This is a genomic window from Chryseobacterium sp. KCF3-3 (assembly GCF_045865955.1).
Lineage (GTDB): Bacteria > Bacteroidota > Bacteroidia > Flavobacteriales > Weeksellaceae > Chryseobacterium.
The window spans coordinates 4,005,090-4,029,842 of record NZ_AP035792.1 but is presented as its reverse complement, the minus strand read 5'-3'; the positions used below and the strand labels follow the sequence as shown (position 1 = coordinate 4,029,842).

General features: G+C 32.3%; 16 protein-coding genes and 1 pseudogene. 2 read left to right on the top strand and 15 right to left on the bottom strand.

The genetic code is table 11. The features are described 5' to 3' along the window. The first annotated feature begins 310 nt into the window (after positions 1–310). A complete protein-coding gene (locus ACKTTZ_RS17980) occupies positions 311–1,690 on the top strand; it encodes an MBL fold metallo-hydrolase (protein WP_407846244.1) in 1,380 nt (459 codons plus the stop codon). A 259-nt stretch (positions 1,691–1,949) separates the two neighbouring features. Here ACKTTZ_RS17980 and ACKTTZ_RS17975 read toward each other — a convergent pair whose 3' ends face one another. From ACKTTZ_RS17975 to ACKTTZ_RS17920, 12 genes and pseudogenes are all read right to left on the bottom strand, one after another. Beyond that, positions 1,950–3,215 carry a sensor histidine kinase gene (locus ACKTTZ_RS17975; protein WP_407846243.1) on the bottom strand — a complete coding sequence of 422 codons (1,266 nt, stop codon included), beginning with the start codon at positions 3,213–3,215 and terminating at the stop codon, positions 1,950–1,952. Continuing rightward, positions 3,212–3,889, bottom strand: a complete 678-nt coding sequence (locus ACKTTZ_RS17970) for a response regulator transcription factor (RefSeq protein WP_407846242.1) — start codon at positions 3,887–3,889, stop codon at positions 3,212–3,214. Before ACKTTZ_RS17970 ends, ACKTTZ_RS17975 begins: the two co-directional genes overlap by 4 nt. Positions 3,890–4,002: 113 nt before the next feature. Continuing rightward, positions 4,003–4,227 carry a response regulator gene (locus tag ACKTTZ_RS17965; RefSeq protein ID WP_407846241.1) on the bottom strand — a complete coding sequence of 75 codons (225 nt, stop codon included), beginning with the start codon at positions 4,225–4,227 and terminating at the stop codon, positions 4,003–4,005. Continuing rightward, the gene (locus ACKTTZ_RS17960; protein WP_407846240.1) at positions 4,220–7,210 is read right to left on the bottom strand and encodes a two-component regulator propeller domain-containing protein; all 2,991 of its coding nucleotides are present in this window, start codon (positions 7,208–7,210) and stop codon (positions 4,220–4,222) included. The genes ACKTTZ_RS17965 and ACKTTZ_RS17960 overlap by 8 nt, the downstream gene beginning before the upstream one ends. Positions 7,211–7,914: 704 nt before the next feature. Beyond that, positions 7,915–9,063, bottom strand: coding sequence for a hypothetical protein (locus ACKTTZ_RS17955; RefSeq protein WP_407846239.1), 1,149 nt, complete (start codon positions 9,061–9,063; stop codon positions 7,915–7,917). 408 nt (positions 9,064–9,471) lie between these two features. Beyond that, positions 9,472–10,116: a response regulator gene (locus ACKTTZ_RS17950; protein ID WP_407846238.1), complete on the bottom strand. Its 645-nt coding sequence runs from the start codon at positions 10,114–10,116 to the stop codon at positions 9,472–9,474. 216 nt (positions 10,117–10,332) lie between these two features. Beyond that, on the bottom strand, positions 10,333–10,833 hold the full coding sequence (locus tag ACKTTZ_RS17945) for a hypothetical protein (protein WP_407846237.1): 501 nt from the start codon (positions 10,831–10,833) through the stop codon (positions 10,333–10,335). 182 nt (positions 10,834–11,015) lie between these two features. Continuing rightward, positions 11,016–11,195, bottom strand: a pseudogene (locus ACKTTZ_RS17940) (IS3 family transposase); the annotation flags it as partial. Between the two features lie 143 nt (positions 11,196–11,338). Further along, positions 11,339–13,195 carry a PDZ domain-containing protein gene (locus tag ACKTTZ_RS17935; protein ID WP_407846236.1) on the bottom strand — a complete coding sequence of 619 codons (1,857 nt, stop codon included), beginning with the start codon at positions 13,193–13,195 and terminating at the stop codon, positions 11,339–11,341. A 1,901-nt stretch (positions 13,196–15,096) separates the two neighbouring features. After that, positions 15,097–15,435 (bottom strand): helix-turn-helix domain-containing protein, encoded by a 339-nt coding sequence (locus ACKTTZ_RS17930; protein WP_407846235.1) that lies wholly within the window; start codon positions 15,433–15,435, stop codon positions 15,097–15,099. Between the two features lie 25 nt (positions 15,436–15,460). Further along, a complete protein-coding gene (locus tag ACKTTZ_RS17925) occupies positions 15,461–15,919 on the bottom strand; it encodes a transposase (RefSeq protein WP_407846234.1) in 459 nt (152 codons plus the stop codon). 14 nt (positions 15,920–15,933) lie between these two features. Then, the gene (locus ACKTTZ_RS17920; protein WP_407846233.1) at positions 15,934–16,284 is read right to left on the bottom strand and encodes a helix-turn-helix domain-containing protein; all 351 of its coding nucleotides are present in this window, start codon (positions 16,282–16,284) and stop codon (positions 15,934–15,936) included. Between the two features lie 1,015 nt (positions 16,285–17,299). Between ACKTTZ_RS17920 and ACKTTZ_RS17915 the strand changes: the two genes are divergently transcribed. Continuing rightward, positions 17,300–18,169, top strand: a complete 870-nt coding sequence (locus ACKTTZ_RS17915; RefSeq protein ID WP_407846232.1) for a helix-turn-helix transcriptional regulator — start codon at positions 17,300–17,302, stop codon at positions 18,167–18,169. Positions 18,170–18,289: 120 nt separating this feature from the next. On the opposite strand, the gene ACKTTZ_RS17910 is transcribed toward ACKTTZ_RS17915, so the two are convergent. The 3 genes from ACKTTZ_RS17910 to ACKTTZ_RS17900 form a co-directional block, all read right to left on the bottom strand. Then, the gene (locus tag ACKTTZ_RS17910; RefSeq protein ID WP_407846231.1) at positions 18,290–18,703 is read right to left on the bottom strand and encodes a hypothetical protein; all 414 of its coding nucleotides are present in this window, start codon (positions 18,701–18,703) and stop codon (positions 18,290–18,292) included. A gap of 84 nt (positions 18,704–18,787) precedes the next feature. After that, positions 18,788–21,616 (bottom strand): reprolysin-like metallopeptidase, encoded by a 2,829-nt coding sequence (locus ACKTTZ_RS17905; protein ID WP_407846230.1) that lies wholly within the window; start codon positions 21,614–21,616, stop codon positions 18,788–18,790. Positions 21,617–22,914: 1,298 nt separating this feature from the next. Continuing rightward, positions 22,915–23,739 (bottom strand): hypothetical protein, encoded by an 825-nt coding sequence (locus tag ACKTTZ_RS17900; protein WP_407846229.1) that lies wholly within the window; start codon positions 23,737–23,739, stop codon positions 22,915–22,917. Positions 23,740–24,753 lie beyond the last annotated feature (1,014 nt).

Sequence of the window (24,753 nt, the reverse complement as noted above, 5' to 3'; positions counted from 1 at the left end):
AGTAGTTTTAAGTATATTTTAGAATCAAATCTACTTGGCCTGTATAGGATTAATAGATATTTTTGATTCATACAATGCAATATTAAAATAAAAGGATAAATTCAGACTAATTAAACCCAGACTTTGGTTATTCATTTTGAATATAATAAATTTTTGATTTTTTCATTACACATTACTATTAATTACCATAAGAGGATCAAATTATTATATAGTTAACACGGTTTTTATTTCAATCCTCAACTTTATCCTTTTTCCAGTAACCAAAGTCTGAATTTATTAAGAAAACTAACCTTCATAAAAAAGTTTACTGATGAAAATAGAACAGATCTATACAAAATGTCTGGCACATGCCGCTTATTATATTACCTCAAATGGCGAAGCTGCCATTATTGATCCTTTAAGAGAAATACAACCTTATTTAGACAAACTGGCAGCTGATGATGTAAAGCTGAAATATATTTTCGAAACTCATTTTCATGCAGATTTTGTAAGCGGACATCTGGATTTGAGCGGGAAGACAAATGCATCTATTATATATGGACCTACAGCTGAACCCGAATTTAAAGCTATAATCGGAGAAGACGGGCAGGTTTTTAACTTGGGGGATGTAAAAATTAAGCTAATTCATACTCCGGGTCATACCATGGAGAGTACCTGTTTTTTATTAATTGATAAAGACGGAAAAGAAACGGCTATATTTAGTGGAGATACGCTCTTTTTAGGTGATGTCGGGAGACCAGACCTTGCACAGGAAGCCACTCACAAAAATATGGAAGAGCTAGCAGGAATACTTTATGAAAGTCTGTACAAGAAAATAATACCTTTATCTGATGATATTGTTGTCTATCCGGGACATGGTAAAGGATCGGCCTGCGGGAAAAAAATGATGAGCGAAACAGTAGATACATTAGGAAATCAAAAAAGAATCAATTATGCTTTGAATCAGCCTCATAAGGAATCTTTTGTAAAAGCTGTCACTGATGGATTATTGCCTCCTCCCGGTTATTTTGGTGCGAATGCTGCAATGAACAGACAGGGTTATGAACATTTTGAAAATGTTTTCAACCGCGAATTAAAGGCTCTGTCCATAGAAGATTTCAAAGCAAAAGCAATACCTAATAATGTTTTGATATTGGATTCCAGAAATAATATAGAGTTTGCAAAAGGATATATACCTGGTTCTGTAAATATTGGTTTAGATGGTAATTTTGCACAGTGGGTTGGGGAAATAATTATTGATGTTCGCACACCTGTTTTATTAATCACTGAAGTTGGCAAAGAAGAAGAAACTATAATTCGGTTGGGCCGTATTGGTTTTGATAATGTATTGGGTTATCTGGACGGAGGATTTTATACTTGGAAAAATACAGAAAACGAAATAAATATTGTAAATACAATAGCTTCAAAAGATTTTGTCTCAATGCTGGTTGCTGCTGATAATGATTACGAAATTATAGATGTTCGCCAGGAGAGTGAGTATGGAAACGGACATATTAAGGGAGCAATCAATATGCCTTTAAATCAAATTCATAATTGGATAAATGAAATTGATTCTGAAAAGCATTTTTATATGTATTGCCAGGCAGGATATCGAAGCATTATAGCTTCAAGTTTCATGATATTGAATGGGTACTGCAATTTTACAGAAGTTCAGGGTGGCATCAATGAAATTAATAGTATTATAACCTGAGTTCAAATAAGAATTCCAGATTGAGATGGTTTTGAAGCTGGGAGATGGAAGAAGGAAGGTATGAAGATCATCAACAATGGCTGTTTTCTCTTTTTTAAGAGTATTTACTTGTGAAACGAGTGTAATTTTATAACTAAAAATAATAACCTCCACCCTCTTTCTTCCAGCTTCCCGCCTTCAATCTTAGTTTACTTAAGCCGAACTCAGGTTAGTTAGTTAGTTAAGTTATTGATAATGTGTGATTTTGTTTTACAGTGTTTTAATTTGTGAAATATATTGTAACGACATGTCGGTTATTGCTAAAATGGTAAGAGATCTTCTTTTGGTAGATCTCCAAAATTCTCTTCACCAATGCCAAACCAATCCCAATAGAGTTTTGATTGGGGTTGCCACGCTTGAATCTCTGGAATAATTCTTCAGTGGGCAGAGCAGGAGGATAGCCGGTGTTGGAGATCTCAAAAAAATGTTCAGTAAGTTTTAAGCGAATATCACCATTATCCATATTGTGTTTTCTGGCATTACTGATAAGGTTATTGATGATGATAGCTGCCAGGTTTTTATCAAGGCTTAAAAAAATATTATCCTGAATATCAATAATCACAGAGAGATTTTGAAGAATAAATAGTTCTTCAAAGTACTGCAGTCTTTCTCGTAAGATTTTGGAAAAATTGATGGGATTGGCTGTTTTTTTCTCAAAATGTTCCAGTTTTGCCAGAAGAATAAGGGATTGATTGATAGAAGAGAGTCTGTCCAATTCATTATTCATCATATCTAAGGTGGTGAGCTGGTACTCAGAAAGCTGACTGTCCATCAGCAGTTCTATCTTCCCTTTCATAGAAGCCAGAGGAGTCTGGAGTTCATGAGATGTGTTTTCAGAAAGTTCTTCCAGCAGATTATAATCTTTTTTTGAATTATCAGACATTTTCAGCAGAAACTGATTAAGCAGTTTGAATTCTTTGATGTTGGTCTCCATAAGATTCATCTGACAATGATCTTTTAAATTGAATTTTTTAATCTCGTCCAGAGAACAATAGAACGGCTCCAGAATGCTTTTTGACACAACTGTACTGACAATGATTGTTAGAATGATCAGAAATATTGTTATCCATGCAATCACCATCAGAATACTTGTTAGAAACTGGTGCTCAATGATCGTAATATAGCGGACACTCTGTACAGAATATTTTTTTTTGTGAATGACCAGATAATCCGTTACTTCTATCTTATTGATATACGACTGTGTTTTATGGTCCCAAATATACTTTTCTTTAATTTTTTTCGCCTTAGATATGGTATGAGAATCAGGAAGGATATTCACTGCAGGATTCTGTCTGAAAAGAGTGTAATCATAAAATGGATCTCGTTCCAGCCGATGGGCCGCCTGCATATTCTGGGCTTGTAGTTTCAGAATTGCAGAACGGACAGTTGTTCTTTCAAGAGCAAAATACATAATGATAAAACCCATCATGAGAACAAAAAATACCAAACAGGCAAAAGCCCATGCAAATCGTAAACTTAAACTCATTTGTCAATCCACTTATAGCCCAATCCATAGACAGTCTGCAGATAATCTTTACCTCCTGATTCTATGAGTTTTTTTCTTAGATTTTTCAGATGTTGATATACAAAATCAATATTGTCAATGCTATAGGTGTAATCTCCCCATAAATGACTGGCGATGGCCTGCTTGGTCAGCATTCTGTTTTGGTTGTTGATAAAATAGATCAAAAGATTTAATTCCTTTTTGGTTAAACTGATCAGCTGGTTAGAAATACAGCAGGCTTTAGATTCCAGATCTATTGATATTTCATTGAAGATAAGATGTCGGTGGGTTTCCGGGGTTTTCCTCCTGAAAACAGCTTTTATCCTGGAATGAAGTTCAGGAAGTGGGAAAGGTTTCGTAATATAATCATCGGCACCTTCATCCAGTCCTGCTAATTTGATGTCTAATGAATCTCTTGCTGATACAATGATTACACCTGTTCCCGCAGAGCAGGTTTTAATATGTTTTAAAATATCCAGGCCATTTCCGTCGGGAAGCATCAGATCAAGAAGAATACAATCATACTCAAAAAGCTCAATCTTTTCGAATGCTGTTTGGGCATCTGATGCCGTTTCACAGATATAATCTTCATTTTTCAGATAATCAGTGATATTGGTGATCAGATCTTTATGGTCTTCTATAATTAAGATTTTCATAGGAAATATTATCTGAGTTAAGTTTCACAATAAAAACACCGGGTTGAAGATAAAGACAATGTTTTTTAATTATTTTTTATATATCGTATACAGAGAAAACCAAAATTTTCAGATTAGGCTGTATTTTTTAATTCAGCAATCATGCTTAGATATTTACTTTCCGGCATATTGATATTCAGGATGGGCAGATCAAATTCTTCAGCATATAATTTGTTCGTAAGTTCCGTATAGGATTCTGCACAGGAAATCTGTACATCTTTGTAGTGGGATTCTAAAATCAAGGTAGTGCCTAATCTTACTACAAAATGATCATCTGCAATAATAATTTTTCTAGTCATATTTTTGTTTTTTTATTTTAATGGATACAATGGTTCCATTGGGGATATTATTTTTAAATTCAATTTTACCATTGATCATCATGAGCAGCTGAAGGATGAGATGTAAGCCTAAACTGTATTTTTGTAAAACCAGTTTTTCATTTTCCATATTGTCCTGAAGCTTTTCATAATAAGTCATCTGTTCCTTGCTCATTCCTTTACCGGTATCTCTTACTTCTAGGAAAAAGTTTCTGCCATCTTCATTAGTAGAAAGTTCTATAATTCCATTAGTGGTATTTTTAGTTGCATTATCTATAAGGTTATGGATAATAACTGCTACCACATTCTGATTGATCTTTGAATAGGTAGGATCTTTAATATTGTTAACAATAAGAGTATTCTGTTCTTTAGCTGCGACTTCAAAAAGTGCTTTTTTGGCTTCTACAACTTTATAAACATTATACGTTTCATTCTTTTCAGAAATATTATAAATCTCCGCATACTCTTTTAAGGTCTTCACGAAATTGTAAAGCTCTACTGAAGATTTGCAGAAACTTTCGAAATATTCTTTTTGAATATAGTGGCCATGTTCATCAGTCTCATACAATTTTTTGGCAATTATAGATAAGAATTTGATGGGCGTAATAATATCATGGCTTATGGTTTCCAATAGTTTTTTCTGTTGCAAGCTTTCCTTTCGGAGCTGCTCTTTGGTATATTCTAGTTTTGAAACTGTCTTTGAAAGTTTCCGGGTTCTTATTGCAATGATTTCTTCAAGTTCCTTTTTTTTTAATATTTGTCTTCTGATTCTAAGCTTTATCATTTTTAATATAAAAATGGATATAAAAAATATGATAAAAACCTTAAAGATGAGTATCTGATAAAAAAGGTGCTTTACATTAATATTAATTGATCTATAAATATATTCACCTTTTGGGGAATTTAATACTCTCACAATAAGCTGATAGTGGCCCGGCTCCAGATTTGAAATACTGTATTCACCATCACTGTTTACCCTTTCCCACTTTTCATTCTTTGAACCTTTTAGTTTTGCTTCAATAACCAGATTGGCCCTGTTGGCATAATAGGGAACATCTACTAATATTATTGCTTTATAAAAATTATTTTCCAGAGTAATACTTTGTCCTTTTATATAGCTTTTGGGATCATAAAAAATAACCCGTTCCAGAAAGAAGTTTTTAGGATAATAACTTCTTATTTTCTGGGGATCGAAAAATACAAGACCTTTAATGGAAGGGAATACAAAATTTCCATTCTGAAGAACCGAAGCACTTGGAGAACATCCTCCATTGAACTCATTGGTATTAAAGCCGTCTTCCTTGCTATATCGGTAATAGTTGGGTAATGTTTTTCTGTCTTTAGAATATTGCAGAATACTGCTTTTCAGTATCTTGAATAATCCATTATTGGTGTTGATCCAGAGGAATCCATTTTTGTCTTCCAGAATAGTATGCGAAAATAAAAGATATTTATTTTTATCTACTGGCATTTTAATGAGTTGCTTGTTTTTATATAAAAAGAAGCCATTTCCCTGGGTCATAATCCAAAAATTTCCATCCTTTGTTTTTGTAATTTCTCTAATATGTAACGGGGTGGCAGATATTTTTTTAGGAATAAAAGTGGGCGCTTCTATTGAATATAAAGCATCTCTGGTTCCTACCAGCCATTTATCATGCTCATATTCCTGAACAGTGGTTACAATATTAGGGATGGAAAATTGTAAGAATGGGGTTTTAAAATCAGAGTCTCTGTAAAAGGTAAGGAGAGATTTCAGAGTAGGTTGGTGAAACGTTACAATGAAATAATTTCTCATCTTCCATGCATAAGAAGGTTCATTTTGGAAACTGAGGTTTTCTTTTTTAGAATAATTAGACTTTTTTAGAAAGCGCAGCAAGCCAGATTCCCCCTGAACGAGAATGTTCTGTTGATTATCATACAGGGAAAAAAAATTACTTGTCGTATTAAAATGATACTGCTTTACCAAACCGCTTTCATTGTATACATCTCCTAAAGAAGTGATTACCTTATCATTTTCAAAAGGCAGGAGAGCGTGAAAGATATTTTCATAGGACCGGTGTGATTTGTTGACAACGTGAAAATTATTAAACTTGATAACATTCAGTCCGTCAGATAATGTTCCCAGGTAGAGTTTATTGTTTACTTCATCATGATAGATAGCGGATAAAGAATTCTTATTAAGGTCATAATCTGCTAATTTTTTTAGACTAAAGCTATTGCACTCATAATGTATTCTATACAACTTATGATTCTGGATAATAAAAGATTGATTGTTGATCTGGCTCCAGTACACTTTTATATCATTTTTAAAAAAAATCTCAGGGGCATCCAGATAAGTGATTTGGGTAGGAGAAATTTTAATGACCTTTTTTAAAGATTTGGAAATGATAAAAATAGTCTGGTCAAAACAAAATAGATCTGATATATAGTTTTTACGCAGGTTTTTCAGGGTTGTAATGGTATGATCCCGGTATTGTATGGTTCCATCATGCAATAGATGATAGAAGTTGTTCCTGTCAAAATAAATAAAGAAATCTGTACTTTCAAGCTGCTCTGCCATTGCACTCCTTGTATAAATAAAGTGTGATTTGCTTGCGCGTAAAACCCTTTGTATACAGCCGGACTTTTGAGTCAGAATGCTGACATTTCTTTTGGATATTAATGCCGTATTTTCATCATAAGCTGTGGTGTTGTAAATAGTATCTTTCTTTGTATTTCCAAAAAAAAAGGTAAATCTGTTGTTTTTAAAGTTGAGATGATTATAGGTGACAAAATTATTTCCGTCATAACGTACCAAACCGTTTTCTGTACTGATCCAGATGAATCCGTATTTATCTTTAATAATATCCTTTACACTGTTCTGAGGAAGGCCATTGTCTGTATCATACCATACCGAAGCTGGCTGCTGACCGTAATACAATTGTATAGTTATGAAAAATAGAAATATAAGTTGTTTATAAAACATTTTTAATACAAACTTGTTTAAACTTTAATTTTCCTGCGCAATAAGATAGAGAAAGCCAAATAATGTAGATTTCTCCAAGTTATATTCAAAGTCTCAAAACTTACTAATAAAGCCTTGAAGCTATCAAGCCATTTTTGTATATTTAATAAAATTATTGCCTAAAGCAAATGCGTTTTTTCTATATAAGCAACACTCTAACAATAGATTACCATAATTCCAAAATCCGTTTTTCTTTATGTTAGGTTTCATCAATATTGGAGCTGAAATTCTCCCAATAGAGATAAAGTTGTTAACAAATTATTCTATTTTTTGATTAGTAGAGTGTCAATATCACTTAAATTCTGTTTTTATCTTTAGGCATAAAATCATAGAAAGTGTGTAGTGAGACACATTGTATTAATCATAAAGTGGTGAGTATATTTAATAATACCGCAAGTTCTTTTTCTGAAACTCAATATTTTGTTTCATTTTCTTATCCAGCAAATGCTGATAATTTGATTTCTTAATTTATATTCATGCTATGAAGTTGTTTAAAATTTTCAAAAAAATGTCGGATATATATTAAAACCATTAAGGAGCATTTAAGAAATAAAGTATCGTTAAGATGAATCATTCTGATTTTTAAGCTTAAAACGAAGCTTATCTTAATACTCTCAATGCCATAATCTAATCTTAACATTTAAACAATTTAATCACCTGATAGTCTAGTCTTTAGCCTGAGAAATCCTCGTGATACTATCTATTACAGCATCCATAGGTGTATCAGATTGTATTTTCAAACTATATCCACTGCCAATGGATAAGTTATCAGCGATAGAAACCAAATAAAATACCAGATTACCTGAGGTAACTCCATTGGGAGCAATAGCTGTTTGGTCTATTGAAAAAGTAGAGGGTGGTACAGGATTGGAGAGATTGACTGTGACATTACCAACTGAACCATTATTTTTATTTGAATATTTTACAATTATTCTCCATGTATGAACTTGTCCTCCTATAGGATTTTCTAAAAATCTATTGGTGCTAGAATTGTAGAAATCTCCTACAGTTGGTGATAGAATATTTTCTGGCCAACTGGTAGTAGGTGAAGAAGAAAAATCAGTTGATAAATTTATCGGGGATTGATATATTATATTTTGATATGTCTGCAAAGGTATTCCTCCTGAATTTCTAAATAGAAATGTTGGTTTATTACCATTCCCACTATTCAATTTAACAACTCCTTCATTTGCTGTTGTCAAAGTTTGAGAAGAGATTATAGTACTCCATTGTATTCCATTATAATATCGTAAAGTTTTATTAGTAGAATCATAAATAATCATTCCTGCAATAGGAGCCCCCACATTGGCTGATGGATTTGCGTTTCTGGGTAGTATGATAGTAGAACTAGATGAAGAAATATCCATGATCCCTTCCGGATTGTTAGTTCCTACCCCAACCTTTCCATCAGGTTGTACTCTTAGATTTTCGACATTATTGGTTTTTAACACTAAAGGAAATGCATTAGTTGTTCCTATAAAATCATTTACGGATATAGAATTTCCACTCGTTTTCCATCCTATTGTATCTAAAGTTTCTGTATCTATAATTTTACTCCAAACAGTACCATTACTAACATAGATTCCTGGAGTAACATCATTTACAGTAGATGTATTATATACAAACATTCCCGCTGCAAAAACGCCAATGTTTGTTGCTGTAAGAGATACTCTATTGAGAAGCAATCCTTTATTAGGTGAACCTAATGTAAGGTCTGAATTGGCATTTGGAGTGGTTGTGTTTATTCCGACCTGAGAGAATACTAAAGAAATACTTAAAAAAGTAATTCCAATTGATAATTTAATTTTTTCCATGATATTATTTTTTATTAATTGTGCAACAAAAACACATACTTAACTGTTGTGCATTTAACAAAACATAAAGAACTGATTGTTCATTTGGTAAAATAAATCCAAATAATTAATTGATTACTCATCACATGGGACAGGCTTAGGCACTGAAACCATCTGCATTGGCAGCTCCGAGTTTACTAGCCATCAAAAGTAGATTGTGTAGTAGTATTGATCCCAATACTTTTTGTCTGGCTATTTACACCAGATGAAAGAAGAAATACAAACCAATACTTAATAATGTTTTCATTTGAGTTATGTTTAAGTTAAATGGTTATTAGTATGCGAAATAGGGTCTTGTCCTTTGGTGATGGCTGATTTTATGATTAAAAAAAGACTGTAAGTGAGGATTAAAATGTAGCTTCTAATATTTTAATTTTTTTTGTTTTTATCACCAATCCTTATCAGATCTGCGATGGTTTTTATATTTAATTTTTTGAAAATCCTAATTTTGTAAGTGTTTATAGTAGATTTATGAAGATTCAGAATATTGGAAACTTCCAGATTTCCATAGCCTTCTAAAAAAAGATCAAAGATCTCTTTTTCTCTTTCAGATAATACATCAATAGGGCTACTTAAGACCGTTTTTTTTTGCATGGAAGCAACCAGCAGATCTACGATATCTATAGAATAGTATTTTCCTACCTCAAATATAGATTCCACAGCTTCTATAATCTTATCTTCTTCTGATGACTTATTAAGATAACCTTCTGCACCTTCTATGATGTATTGCAAACCTATATCATTACCATAAATAGAAAAAATTAAAATTTTTAGTTCAGGCTGGATTTCTTTCAGTTCTTTAATCATTTTTAACGATGGGCTTCCCGGCATATTCATATCCAGAATTAGCAAATCAAATTTTTCTTTTAACAATCTGTTTGTTAATTCAGAATAAGAAGGAGTATTGCAAATTATATGATCCTGATGCATTTTTTTATAATAAGATTTCAGGATCAGTGTTGCTCCTATTCTTACCACAAAGTGGTTATCCGCAATAATAATCTTTTTATTCATGATATTTTTTTTCAAAATAGTTTCCACAATAGCTCTTTTCAAGGTATGGTGGGAATTGTACATAAAGTGTAGAGCACCCTAAGGGAGATGTAATCAGGAATTCTTTTGAGACTCAAACACTCTGAGGCATACTTTTTACAAAACTCATCCTGATACAGCTACATAGATCCGAGTGGGAAAACTGACAATAATTATTAATTTAGATTCGGTAAGAAGTTAGCTTAAGCTAGAATAAAATAATTTCTTCCATTTGGTTACCGTATTGCGGCTAAAATTTAAATATCTTGAAAGTTGTTTATTATTAAGATTTTGATATTCTAAAATCTCAAAAATTGTTTTCTTATCATAGTATTGTTGTTTTTGGCTGATTATCAACTGTTCCTGGTATGAACAGTTAATTTTTTTGTTAAGTTTTATAATATCTAAAATTGATATTTCCTTTTTATGAATATTTGCCGTTTTTAATGATGGTAATGTTACTACGGACAAGTCATAAACAATAGCCCCAGTTTGGTTAGCAGTATATTGGGTATCACCTGATGCAATCTGATCACCAGTAAGTCTTGTAGCGATAATACCTTCAGGCTTACTTCCGTTTGTAGCATTGCCCACCACTTCTAAATTAGAACGAGGGGACGTTGACTTGATACCTGCCTGTAAGAACATGCATATAGAAATAAACAATGCAAACAATGGAGGGTATATAGTTGTTTTCATCTAATCAATTATTTTTCAGGTTATTTTAACATTAACTATCAATCAATTTACATTTCTATCATATTTATCAAAAGTATGCTGACTGAACTTCCTACAAAAAAGTAGACAAATTTTCTTAACCCTATGCTGCGATTTTAAATTTGTTAATAATAAATTGATTGAATTCTTGTAAAGTGTTGTTTTTACAGGCTGTGTCGTCGTCGTCTTTTATTGTAAAATCCTTCAATATATTCAAATATGGAGACTTCAGCCTGTTTTCTGGTTTAGTATTTATTCTGATAAATAAGTTTCATTTTCAGTGTTTTAAAAAACATTTCAGCTACAGCATTATACCAGCAATTACCTTTCCTTCTTATACTTCGGGGTTCTGTGCACTCAAAGATAGGAACTCCAATATTCATGACTTTTAAATTGAAAGAACTAAAGTTCAATATTATAATGATAGGAATATTAATCTTATATATTTTATTAGCTAATAAAATGATACATTCTAGTATGTTAAAACCTATTTTTCACCAGTAAGCCACTGGGTCTGTAGTTTCAGTTCTTCCGGAGTTGGATTCGCCTTGAATGAAGGGGTTTCCATGGTCATTTTATCCAGAATAGCCTTTCCTTTCAATGTCATTTTCTCTTTCTTCCCGGCATTATCTCTTAAAATAGTTACCGTAACTTCCTGTCCTTCTTTAATGGTTCTGGTATAACCAATAAAATCCTGTACTTTTTTGATGTCTACTGTTCTTCCGTCTAAAGCAAGTACCTGGTCAGTGATTTTAAATCCGATGCTTTTTGCAAATGGAGATAGTGCTGAATGATCGTCAAAAGCAAAAGCATTAGTTTTCTCATCAAAACCAGTCTGGTTCGGGTCTTTGATAAACCAGAAAAGAGGGTGGCTTTCCTGCTTTTTAATATCCACCCCTACCATGCTCAGATATTGTGCATAAGGTGTTGGCTGGTTTCCTGCAATATATTTGTTATAGAAATCTTTTACCTGAGGATATCCGGTTACCGTTACCAGTTCGTCAATCAGTTTATCATCTTTGAAAGGTTTGTTTTCACCAAATCTCTGAGACAGTTTTCTGATCATATCACGATATCCCATTTCTCCGTTGGACAATTTTCTAAGCTCGATATCTAGACACATTGCTAAAAGCGCTCCTTTCTCATATACGTTTCTGTACTGATCTTTGTAAGGCTCTACCAATACATTTTTACTCATTACCGTAAATGGCATTGTATCATCATAGCTCTTGGAGTTGGCAATTTTTTCACCGATTCTTTCAAGGAACTGATCTTTATTGATCAAACCTTCCTGAATCTGGAATAAGTTGGCAAAATATTCTGTCCCGCCTTCATACATCCATAAATGCTGAGACATTTTCGGATCTGCATAATCGAAATAGTGAATTTCTTCAGAGTGGGTCTTCAGAGGGTTTACAGTATGGAAAAATTCGTGGGAAACTACATCTGTAATGGTATTGTCAATAGCATCTTTCGGCATTCCTTCCGGAAGCACTACACTTGTAGATTCATGGTGTTCCAATGCTCCGAAACCTTTTATTTTAGGCCCGTCACCACCGGAAAGATAGAGCATGATAGCATACTTCTTATTGGTGTTCATATCACCCAGGAACTTCTTTTGGGCAACAACCATTTTCTCAAGATTGTCTTTGAAATCTGCTGCTTTATATTTTCCTGTCGGAGAATATACACCCAATACAAGATCCATTCCTCCTGCATTGAAGGTAATATAATCCGGTTTTGTATACATTAATGGAGAATCTGTCACCTTAGCATAATTGGCAAGAGTATAGGTATCTGTAGATTCAGATTTATCCTGATCTACCAATGCTGTGGTTCCATAGAAATCAGTTGGTTTCTGAACGACAAGCTGATAAGGAACATCCTGCATATTCTCAATGTATCCTATGAATCCATGGGTATTGATCATGTATACTTTTCCTTCTTCAATATCCGTTCCTGAAGGAGAAAATACAGCTTTATGCTTTGATGTATCTAATTCATCATCAAAACTGTCATTCACTAGATATGAAATTTTGGAAAGTGCCTGAGCATTTTTCAATGAATAGGTATTGTCATTTACTTTAGTATAAGTAAGTTCTTTTCCTTTATTATCGTAAAATTTGATTCCTTCGATGAATCTTCCATAGTCGTCTACAGAATAAGTACCTGGAACCGTTTTTGGGAAATGAAATTTAATATCCCCGGATTTCATTTTCGGAAATTCCATGGTAACGGCTACTTTATCATCTTTTACATTGACAAGGTCAATGGTGGTTTTTATAGACTGAGCATTTGCTGAAAAAAAAGCAAAAATACCAAGGCTAAGTGCTGCTTTTCTCATGTAGGTTTATGTTAATAATTATATTAGTTTTTTTCATGAACTTCCACTAATTTTATTACAAAATAATAATACAAAGAACCAGTATCAAACCAACATATCCAATGCTAAAAACACATCATTCATGTCGCTCAAGCATAACATTATGCTTTTATTGCTAATTAACCTGGGTTCGAGATAAGAATTCCTGATTTAGATGGTTTTGAAGCTGGGAGATGGAAGAAGGAAGGTATGAAGATCATCAACAATGGCTGTTTTCACTTTTTTTAAGAGTATTTTACTTGTGAAGCGACTGTAATTTTATAAATAAAAACAATAAACACCATCCTCTTTCTTCCAGCTTCCCACCTTCAATATTAGTTTACTTAACGCGAACTCAGGTTAACTTTAATATCCTATAATTTATATTATTCTTTATCCACTCCTAACAACATATCAAGAAAAAACCGGCATAAAGCCGGTTACCTTTGAGAGTTAACTTAATGCAACTAAATTCTCTCTGATCATATGTGTTATGTCTTAAAATATACAGATTCAATGTCCTTAAACAAACCCATTCATAAATGATTTTGTTCATTTTTTAAACTGTATAAATTTTTATTTTTCTATTAAATAAAATAGAGAAAGCTAAATAATGTAGATATACCCATGTCATCTTTAACATTCAAAGTATTACTGATAATATTTAACTTTATTTTCTTAGAATAATGTACTATCTCTTCTTTAAATTCGATTGAGATCGTGTTTTAATTTTTTAATAAAAAACTCTGCCAAAAAGTGATAAAAATATTTGAGGGATTATTAAGGATTACCTTTTTATCATACCTGTTCATTTATTACACAAAGTAAGCTACTAATCATCACATATCAAATGTGTTAAGCATATTTCTAATGTTCCAAAAACATTTTATTTAATCAATCTACTTCATATAAAATCAGAAATATGTACCATTAAAAATAGGAGAAATAGTATTCTATCATTTCTCTTCATAAACAAAAAGTAAAAAGATAAATTTTCCATCATACTTTCATCAGCTTTTTTCATTTATGAAAATATGCTAACAATAATTCTAATAAAACTAATCTTTCAAATTCTTTGTCAAACTTATTTACAGCTAAAAACTATTAACCCCATCATAACCAACCTCTTTATCAATATAATTTATAAGAATTTGTAATATGCCGTTTCACTACTATATCATTTGTTTTCTTTCCAAAAAAATAGTTTTAAGAACGTAATATCATACATCTAAAAAATGGCAGTTGTGCTCATCTCCTAATTCTTTCCGAATTTCAATTTTTCTCTTGCCTAAAAATTGTTGACAATTCAATTTTATCATTTGTGTTTATATTTTTTTTCTTCTATAAGCAATACCTTAATTATTGATTATTAAATGAATGATAGAATTGATAATAAAAAAGATTTAGTCATTTTTTTCAAAAAATGGGCAGGAAATAAAACTCAGAGCCCCAAAACTTATGAAAAAAAACTATGGATGCGTGAAGAAAAAACTTCTGAAACTTTTACACAACTTTCTCAGAATATTAACTGCATTTAACAGCCTACTCTCTTCAAGCCATATCCATATTTTCTAAGTCTTCTCAATTTTCATAATCAATTGAGAAAAAACGTTCTCTATTTCTTTTAGAAGATCCCGGAATCTATAATACTTATGCTATTATGAGAATCAATAACACCTACACATCCAGACGATAAGATAATCTCTTACTTATATATCAAAACAAACGGGATATGAAAAAATTATTATGCTTAAAATAGAAAGATATTACCACCTTAGTACCAATCATATTCATAATAAATAATTCAGATTTATTTAAATGATGGTGAATTTATCTTTATAAAAGTTTAAACAAGTTCATAAAATGTATGTATAATATTCATTTCAAGTATAATATTTTAAAAATATTTTCTTCCATTTTGTTACTGTATTTCTACTGAGATTAAAATATCTAGCTAATTGCGTGTTATTAAGTTTGTTTTCTTTTTGGTAATTCAAAATCTTAAGTATAGTTGCCTCATTATAGGATTTGTACTTCTGATTCGTTGTAAAATATTCTTTATTGTTTTTCCCAAATATAAGCTTATTGAGAAGTATAACATCTAACATGGACAATTCATTCTTATTTAATATGGATTGGCAGCTATCTCTTCTATCAGGATATTTTTTTTCAATAATATCATTAAAAATTTTTTTATAATCAGGAGATATTTTTTTTTTCATATTTAATATTCTTGGTGTGTTATTATTAAAAGAGTAAATTTTCGCCTTGCTCTTTATTATGATATTTACTAATCCATTTATACAAAGTTGTTTTAGGAATTCTATATTCTGTAATAATTTCTAATCTTGTTTTTTCTCCTTTTTCTATAAGCTCAATTATAAAGTCTATCATTTCTTGTGTATAAACATTTTTTCTGAATTGAGGAAGCTTACTACATATCTTTTCGCTGTCAGGAAGAGGAGAAGACGGAGGAGAATAAAGAATCAAATGCATAGAGTAAATTCTAAAAAAATCATACTCAAGCAATTTAGACCATTTTAACAACAACCCGTCGTCCAGATTTTCAGCCTGATACATTTCCAGAATCTTTTTTTCTTCGCATTTAAAAAAATTACAAATGCGTTCTATTTCAATTTTACATTCGGAAACGCGTTCATTAACCAGACTTCCTATATGAATGTCTTTAAAATTTCTTTTTTTCATATTTTACCAAAGTTTTAAGGCTTATGTTTAACAAATCCCTCGATACATTCTCTAAGCAGTGAAATGATGAGCTGTTTTTCTTCAATTATTTTTTCATATTTCTCAATAAGTCTATATGAAAATTCATTTTGCTCGCGTAAATTTTTCTCCCCAGCAGCACCAATAAGCTGTTCATCATCATACAATTCGGAGACTTTAACTTCTAAGATACAGGCTATCTTTTCTATTTCAATGGCACTAAAGGGAATATCACCCTTTTCACGCCTACTATATTGGGACTGATTAAGCTTGAGTTCAAAAGCTATATATTCTTGAGAAATTTTCTTATTTTCTCTAATTCTTTTAACTACTTTATGTATTTCCACTGTCTAAAAAATTAAAAAGTTGTTATTAACATATTTCTATTGTAAGTGATTTAATTTACTTTACAACAAAATCTTAAACATATTACTTCCTATATGTTCATTATAAAAGGCTCTATTAAGCTTTTGGTATTTAAAAGAAGAGTAAAATGGAGTACAATAGACACTGTCTAAACATTCATTTAGTAGCAATCATCATGGCAGTATGAAACAATATACCTTACATTTTAATAATCATTGAATATCACAAATAAAACTATCTATATACTAACCCTGAATATGGTTATTCTCAAAATTAAAAAATAAAATTTTCTCATCATTTATTATCATTTGCATAACAAAATAAATCATTTGCCATAACATATCAAATACCATTAGCACATTATTCATGTGGTATCGACATTTTGTAATACTTTCAAAATAAATCAGAAATTGATAATTCCACACCTGCTCAAAGAAACCACCTTTCTTTCTGTATTTAAAACACTTATCAAATAGTGCAGGATAACAATATCTGTACATATCCAACGTTGGTACCTGCAATTCTAATTCTGAATTGATCTTTAAGTAAGTCCAATATAAATTTTTCATATAAACACACATTATCTTTTTTTCCCGTAAAGCAAATTAAAAAAATGAATTACTAAAAAAATTTAGATATTAACCATTGTTAGCAAAAATCACTTTTGATACCACATAAATGTTATCAATTCAGTATTTAATTATTTTAAAGCCAATAAATTAAAGCTCCAAAATCATTAACTCATATATATACATTTAACATTTATTAAATATTACATAAATAGCCAATGAGTTATGACAAACACATCAATACAATATTATTACTGTATTTATTTAAAATACTTTTCTTAATATTGCCGTTTGTTGAAACTATTAATTTCATGGATTGTTTATGAATTATTTATTAATTTTTTGTGTTCTATTCTTAAATCTAAATTTTTTAACTCCCATTTTTTTTTCCCAAAACATTTCAAAAGATTATTCCTTCAAAAAAAAAATGGATGGGAATAAAAAATTATTCATAGCAAATAAGCTTAATGATATATTGGAAATTCCCTCCGCCTTAACCAGAAATTCAGAAATTCAAACAGGGAACAGAATAATCACAGATAAATCTCTTTTAAATAACAGCACAAGCAATCCTATCGATATCATGAAAAGTGATATTGATACCTATTTTCAGTCTATTAAAGAAAGAAACAGGAATAAAAAATATTTGCCCAAGTTGAGATTAGAGTTTTTATTAATTGTTATTTTAATTATAGTGATTCTGAAAAATGAAAAAAAAAGAAAAAAAGAAAATGTTATATTAGAAAATGAAAAAAAAATACTTGAATATGATATTCTTTTTCAAAAAGAAAAAATAAAAGAACTCATTGAGAAAGAAAAAGTTATATCAGAAAACGAAAAAAAAATACTTGAACATGATATTCTTTTTCAAAAAGAAAAAATAAAAGAACTACAACAAAAACTAAATTTGAAAATAGAAACTGAAAAAGTATTTTTGGAAGATTTAAAGAAGATTAAAAGATCTCACTGTACAAAGTTTCAACAAGAAAAATTAATAACCCTCTTTGTAAAAGCCAATAATTTAATGAACAGTGATAAAAAGAGTCACAACCTTAATTTTGAATACAATATCGAAAACCAACAATTTTTAAAAAATCTTAAAATACTTAATCCATCACTGACTAATAAAGAATTAAAGTTATGTATTTATTTCAGAATGGGTTTATCTTCTAAAGAAATTTCAATTTTAGACGATACAACAACAGGAACAGTAAGAGTATATAAAACAAGAATAAAGAACAAACTTGCCCTTGATAAGGAAACCAGACTCTGCAATTACTTATTAAAAGTAGAATAACAAAGAGATGGAGTTACTCGCTCTCTGGCTGAACTGTAAAACCAAAGATTAAATTACTAACATTATTTGGCTTTTTCTAACTGCAAGTTCCCGTGATCCTATTGTTTAATTATTTATCATTTATTTTATAACATCTAATTCCTGACCAGCTTGGATTTTAGGAGGTATATAAACTTTATAAGTACACTTTTTACCAGCGACAGGGCTGAAATATATTTCAGTTCCATGATCAGAGTAGGATCCAGAGATGGATGTCCGGGTTAAAGTAAAGGATATTTTTTGGAGACCATCCCTACTTATTCCTTTGAATGTACTAATGTTTTGAATAGGTTGTTCAGAAATGTTGCTTTCCATCACGTTAAAGATAATTTCCTTTCCGTTAGGATCGAATATCCTTAGCTGCACAGGCTGTTTATTTCCTTTTATAAATTCTTTTCTGAACTTCCTGACATCAAATTTGAACTGATATTCTATGTTTTGAGAATACAGCCCTGTAAAAGCAAATAGGAGAATCAGCAATATTTTTTTCTTCATGATTCAGGCTTTTATATTTAAACAATTATTTACTTAAAAAAAGAGATGGCTGCTAAACCATCTCCATTATATTTTCGATTAATATTATTTTTTAATAACAGTTTCCTGATGGATTAGACCTTGTTTACCAAATAATCTTAAAATGTAGGAACCCGTTACATATTCCCGGAAACTAATGCTTCCTGAATACTTATGTCTGCCTGTCAGGTTTCTTCCCGACATGTCATAGATTTCGTATTGAATGATATCCTGATCAGCTATTACAGAAAGTACATCTTTTACAGGATTAGGAACAATTTTTATGCCACCGCGGATTTGGGAATCTGCCACATTCAAACTTGCAGTTAAGGTAAGAGTTCTTGAATTTTTACTTTCATTTAAACAGATATTCAAAGCAATAAGTTCACTGATGCTTTTACCCACAAAGCTTGAAACATTAGCTGTGCTGATATACGAGATACCTTCTACGGTATATGTGCCAGCTGGCAGAGACGTAAAATCTGCAGTAGGACTTACAGCCTGAATTTTACCTGTCGCAGTATTAATAGCTGCAAATGTATAGCTGTAACCTGTAGGTGCCGTAGACGTTTCATATAAACTTCCAGGGCCGGCAGCAGTTATCGTATAGCTAGTGGCATTAGCTGGATTCGAGAAATTAGAAAGAACAAAATAATAATCAACTCCTTCATTTAATACTACTGCTTTTGTGGATCCGGTAGCAGTGTAACTTGAACCATTGAAATATGAATTTGAAGTTAAAAAGTTAGCCATCGAAGCAGGGCTTCCTGAATGTACAGAAGTAATCAGGAATCCGGATGATTTGGAGAAAACATACGAACCGCTTTCCGTCACTCTGAATTTGAACGTATTGGTTACCGAGCTATTGCTTACAGTATAAGGAGCTGTCATTGCAGAGTTGCTGTATACAATAATACCATTTGTACTGGTTCCAACATTATATACAATGGTCTTCGAAGTATAAGGAGCACCTGCTGCTGCAGGAGTGGACATATTTAGATTGCTTGACGGGCTTCCGGCAATCGCAGTAACAGCTGTTGTTGGTGTAATGTACGATGCATAAGCATTACAGCTTGATGTTATGGTAAAATTATTGTCTGAAACATCAAAGAATTCTGCATATGGATTAATCACACCTACCACCTTGATTCTGGCTTTGTCTGTAGAAGGAATATAAGGAATGGTAACACTGGAACTGCCATTATTTAAAACATTGGAAGCTAATGTATAAGGAAATGTAATCCCTCCGTCCGCAGACATCAGAATATCAACATTACTTTTAACGGTGTTTGTATTATTCACATCCCATGTAATCGTGGCATTGGTATTTGCTGCCACTGAAATACCGGTTGCATTTGGGTAAGTAACAGCCAATGGTCCTGTATTATTAACGGTTACAATAATTTCATCCGAATCCAAACCTCCGTTTGTAATATTATTATCCCTTACTGTAAAACGGAATTTCATGGTTCTGGCTACTAAAGGCAGGGCTTCAGCATCATTGGTAGGGGGATTGTTTTGATTGTTAAGAACATACTGCATCTTAGGGAAATACCTTTCTGTAGTTGAAGTACTTTGTTCAGACCTGAATAATGGTGCAGTTGTACTGTTCACTGCAGTATAGCCCCCTGCCCCGGTAATGGTGGGACCAAATGCTCCCTTATCATTCGCAGAAGCTACGTCAGCCTGCTCCCAGGTATAAGAAATATTACTATCATTAGGGTCGGTGCCGATTCCTTTTAACCTGAATGGTGTGTTTTTCGGAATAGTTATATCTACTCCCGCATCAGCGGAAGGAGAAAGATTGGCAGTGGATACCAAAGTATAACAGTTAGCTGATGACTGCAGATTGGCCAGAATCTGATCCAAGCTTTTTGCATTAAAGTAATTTAAATTATTGTTACCTGTATTCGTCTGATTGTTGGGTGTTGTACAATTGCTGGAATAGCTCATAATTGTTGATCCTGCCCCTGGTTCAACAGCCGCTCCCGAATTCCATCCGCTTGTACAGAATGTAGGACTACTAACGCTACCTCCAACAGCATTATAGGTATGACCTGCAGAAAATTGATGTCCTATTTCATGAGCAATCACTCCCGCTACGAGCCCTTTTGGCATAGTCAAAGTCCACTCACTCCATGCTCTTGCTTTAGAAGTATTGTTACAAGGCTGCGGACCAGCCTGCCCCTGTGCCCCACCACTGCTTAAGATATTAAAGGTATGCCCTATATCATATTTATTATAAACCAGTGTGGCATTGGTATTAAGTGTATTAAAACCAGTCTGTGAATTCGCTGCGCTGGCAAAAGAAGGATCAACGGTGAACGGATCTGTAGCAGCATTTGTAAATATCAGGGACTTATTAGTAGTTTCTGCAATAAGGCTGAACGTTACTGATAATTCAGATTCATAAATCTTATTGATCAGATTCACCATATTGACAAGTTCTGCCAGAGCGTCATCCGTATTTCCGCTAAAAGCCTGGGTAAATTCTCCGGTAGCAGCTACCGCCATTCTGAATTTCCGGATCTGGCTTCCAAACGGAAAATTGGGAACTGATTTAAAAGCTAAAGACTGTTTAACCTTTACTAATTCTTTAATAACATCATTTTCTTCTACACCGCAGACAAATCTATCCTCAAATTTTGAAAATGCGCTGTAGATCCTATACTCGCCAGGGGCTGTTTTGTAAGGTTCTACAAAAAAATACCCTGCATTATTTTTAATAATAGCATTAAAATGATCTTTGAAAACAGATAGTTTTAAAGAAGATGTTTTATCATCACTTACCCCATCAAAGGTCAGGATGCTACCCAGTCTTTTATCCGTAAGACTGTTTTCATTCAAAATAAATCTTGTACTTCTTCCGTTTTCGGTAGGAAGGCTAATAGACACTTGTGAGATTTTCCCCTTTTTTAATCGATTTTCATTGAATTGATTTTCAAATTTCTGAAAGTTGAAGCGGAAAACGCTGCCCGACAGGGATTCATTTCCTGAGGGATTCTGTGCCCCAAAATAGTTAAAAACTATTAGCAGGGCTAAAATAAATTTGCATTTCATAACTGGATGTTTTTGTGTTATGTAAAATTAATAAAAAGATAAAAATGGCACTCCAATTCATGCTATTTTCATCGTGGAATTTACCTTTTAATAGGATTTATTTCTTTCTTTTCAATCTTATCTTGACGTAAGTGATTTTTCTATATGGCATAAAACACACGCTTTTCTATACTCTCAAATAAACTATTTTCCAAAAAATTTTCGTTCCTTCTTGATTAAGCATAACTCTCTGTAGTATATATACATATAATTTACCCTTTCTCTTATTTGTAAAATTCCATAAGGGATGACTTAATATCATCATCATTCTTTGTGGATTTTTTTAACAATACTATTTAACCTGAGTTCGGGATAAGAATTCCTGATTTAGATGGTTTTGAAGCTGGGAGATGGAAGGTATGAAGATCATCAACAATGGCTGTTTTCTCTTTTTTAAGAGTCAATTTGTTTAAACTTTTGTTTTTGAAATAGTAAGACTGTATTAAGGTGTTAAGAGTATTAAGAGAAGCTTCGCTTTAAGCTTAAAATCAGAATGATTCATCTTAACTATACTTTACTTCTTAAATCCTTCTTAATAGTTTTAAAATATATCCAATACTTTTTGATAAGTTTAAACAACTTCAATATTTACTTGTGAAGCGACTACAATTATTTTATAACTAAAAATAATAACCTCCACCCTCTTTCCTCCAGCTTCCCGCCTTTAATCTTAGTTTACTTAACCCGAACTCAGGTTATTTATTTGAAGTGAGATGAAACTCTAAGAGCCTGTTTACATTTCATTCAAATATTTTTATATGCATGATTTTCAACAACTTTCAATTATATCAGAATTCAATAAATCGGATATGGAATTGTCTTTTTTTACCAATAAATGTCCATCACTGATCTTCAGGATCACCTACTGTTATCGTATTAAAAATGACTACTGCTGTTATCTGACCACACTGGAGATCTTCTCCCGTAATCAGCTATCGTCAGAAAAATGACAGAAACTCTCCGTATATGAAGCAGACCCGTTTTGGAGGTCTAAAAATGGAAAGAATCCGTCTCACTTTTTGGTTGTAAGACGGATTCACTTAAGCTAATCCTATTCTTTCAATGAAGATCAGGTCTGCAGAGAGTAACGGCTCTTAATTAAGCTTTTTAATATAAAATGTTCTAAGTTTTGACAGTCTACCTTCAAAAGAACTTTGATAAAATAAAGTTAATACATCTCCAGCATTTAATTGTTTTGTAGTACAGCCAAATACATTATATGTCCCAGTAGACATACTGGTAGGAGAAGTAAAAACAAAAGTAGGATCAATATCATTTACTTTAAATAGAATCCTTAAATAATTATCACCAGGCGAATTAGTGTAAGTCCCTCTTTGTTCACCACCAGAACATATCATATACATTCCCGTCGTATTAACTACGATTCTATCCGAGAATACAGTATAAGCAGCAGGATTGAAATTAGCTAATTGTGATAAACCAGTTATTGGATAAACAGTATTAAGAGGCGAACTTGTTGTAAAAGTTATATCATTCAGGTATACTTCAGATGGAAGGGAAGTAGACTGAAGAACACTCCACACAGGAAGTGCAGGGGTACCTGTATTATAATTTATAGCATTACTTGATGTATTATAAATCATAGTAGAAATAGGCGGAGTAACTATTGCATCCCTCTCTATATTTGTAACTCTAGGAATAGCCACCCCTCCTGTTGTAGAGATTACATCTAATTTAGTACCAGGACTAGTGGTTCCAATTCCAACATTTCCATTACTAGTTACAGTAAAGTCATTAAGTTGTTGAGCCGCAGTGGGGGTTCCAGCAGCAGCATTATCCTTAGCTCCATCAACGTGAAGCACCCCTTGAGGGTTTTGCGTATTTACTCCCACCTGGGCCTTAATGGTAAGAGTGAGCATCATAGACACCCCCAATAAAAGTAAAGTTTGTTTTTTCATTTTTTAAAAATTTATGTTTTATAAATGTCCTCACAGAATTATGAAAATAAAATTACTCATTCTATACTAGTAGTCAAAGCCTATTGATGTCGCATTATACACGTGATTTTGTAATATTTATACGACATACCGTCGATACACTTCACGATTCCTGGTCGGAATTGATCATCACTGATCATCACCATCCCTTCAATATGAAACTTTAGAATCCAATCAATTAGCGATGTTTTATCAATTGAATTCAGGTTTTAAAGTATCCCCGATCTTATAAAAATCATGATACTGATCACTTAAAGATCCTCCCAAAGGAAGCTTTGTCCTTCATAATCAAAAAGGAAAATACAGCGATTAGCTTTGGAGGATTTCCTTCTCTGATATACAGTGTAGTTTCTATACCCAAAAGTGACCTCAGCCTCTTCCAGCCTGCCATCTTCAGTCTCAGCTTTCTTTGCCTGAACTGAGGTTATTTATTTGAAGAGAGATAAAACTCTAAGAGCATCCTTTAATAAAGGCTTCGACAGGCTCAGCCTGACAACACTTAAAATTTCAGTTGGTATTCGGACTGCCACCCTGAGCATGTCGAAGGGTTATCAATAAGAAAACCTTTGTTATTAATTCCGGGGATTAATTAAAGGGATAAGCAAGAATTTTATTTAAAAGCGTTCAGGATATCTGAGGTCACTGAAAAAGTTCTGCTAAAAAAAACAAAATTTAGATAAAAACAGTTAGTTTTTCAGTGCCTTCAAATAAATTTTCCGGATTTTTATTGACCTAATTCTTTAATAATGGCTTCGACAGGCTCAGCCTGACAACGCTTAAAATTTCAGTTGGTATTTGGGCTGTCACCCTGAGCCCGTCGAAGGGTTATCAATAAGAAAACCTTTGTTATTAATTCCGGGGATTAATTAAGGGGATAAACAAGAATTTTATTTAAAAGCGTTCAGGATATCTGAGGTCACTGAAAAAGTTCTGCTAAAAAAAAAACAAAATTTAGATAAAAACAGTTAGTTTTTC

Coding starts and splice junctions, on each gene's coding strand:
- ACKTTZ_RS17950 (WP_407846238.1), bottom strand. CDS start 10,116: ATGAATAAAAAGATTATTATTGCGGATAACCACTTTGTGGTAAGAATA.
- ACKTTZ_RS17925 (WP_407846234.1), bottom strand. CDS start 15,919: ATGAAAAAAAGAAATTTTAAAGACATTCATATAGGAAGTCTGGTTAAT.
- ACKTTZ_RS17960 (WP_407846240.1), bottom strand. CDS start 7,210: ATGTTTTATAAACAACTTATATTTCTATTTTTCATAACTATACAATTG.
- ACKTTZ_RS17935 (WP_407846236.1), bottom strand. CDS start 13,195: ATGAGAAAAGCAGCACTTAGCCTTGGTATTTTTGCTTTTTTTTCAGCA.
- ACKTTZ_RS17930 (WP_407846235.1), bottom strand. CDS start 15,435: ATGAAAAAAAAAATATCTCCTGATTATAAAAAAATTTTTAATGATATT.
- ACKTTZ_RS17975 (WP_407846243.1), bottom strand. CDS start 3,215: ATGAGTTTAAGTTTACGATTTGCATGGGCTTTTGCCTGTTTGGTATTT.
- ACKTTZ_RS17945 (WP_407846237.1), bottom strand. CDS start 10,833: ATGAAAACAACTATATACCCTCCATTGTTTGCATTGTTTATTTCTATA.
- ACKTTZ_RS17900 (WP_407846229.1), bottom strand. CDS start 23,739: ATGAAAAAACAAACTTTACTTTTATTGGGGGTGTCTATGATGCTCACT.
- ACKTTZ_RS17910 (WP_407846231.1), bottom strand. CDS start 18,703: ATGAAGAAAAAAATATTGCTGATTCTCCTATTTGCTTTTACAGGGCTG.
- ACKTTZ_RS17965 (WP_407846241.1), bottom strand. CDS start 4,227: ATGACTAGAAAAATTATTATTGCAGATGATCATTTTGTAGTAAGATTA.
- ACKTTZ_RS17970 (WP_407846242.1), bottom strand. CDS start 3,889: ATGAAAATCTTAATTATAGAAGACCATAAAGATCTGATCACCAATATC.
- ACKTTZ_RS17955 (WP_407846239.1), bottom strand. CDS start 9,063: ATGGAAAAAATTAAATTATCAATTGGAATTACTTTTTTAAGTATTTCT.
- ACKTTZ_RS17915 (WP_407846232.1), top strand. CDS start 17,300: ATGGATGGGAATAAAAAATTATTCATAGCAAATAAGCTTAATGATATA.
- ACKTTZ_RS17980 (WP_407846244.1), top strand. CDS start 311: ATGAAAATAGAACAGATCTATACAAAATGTCTGGCACATGCCGCTTAT.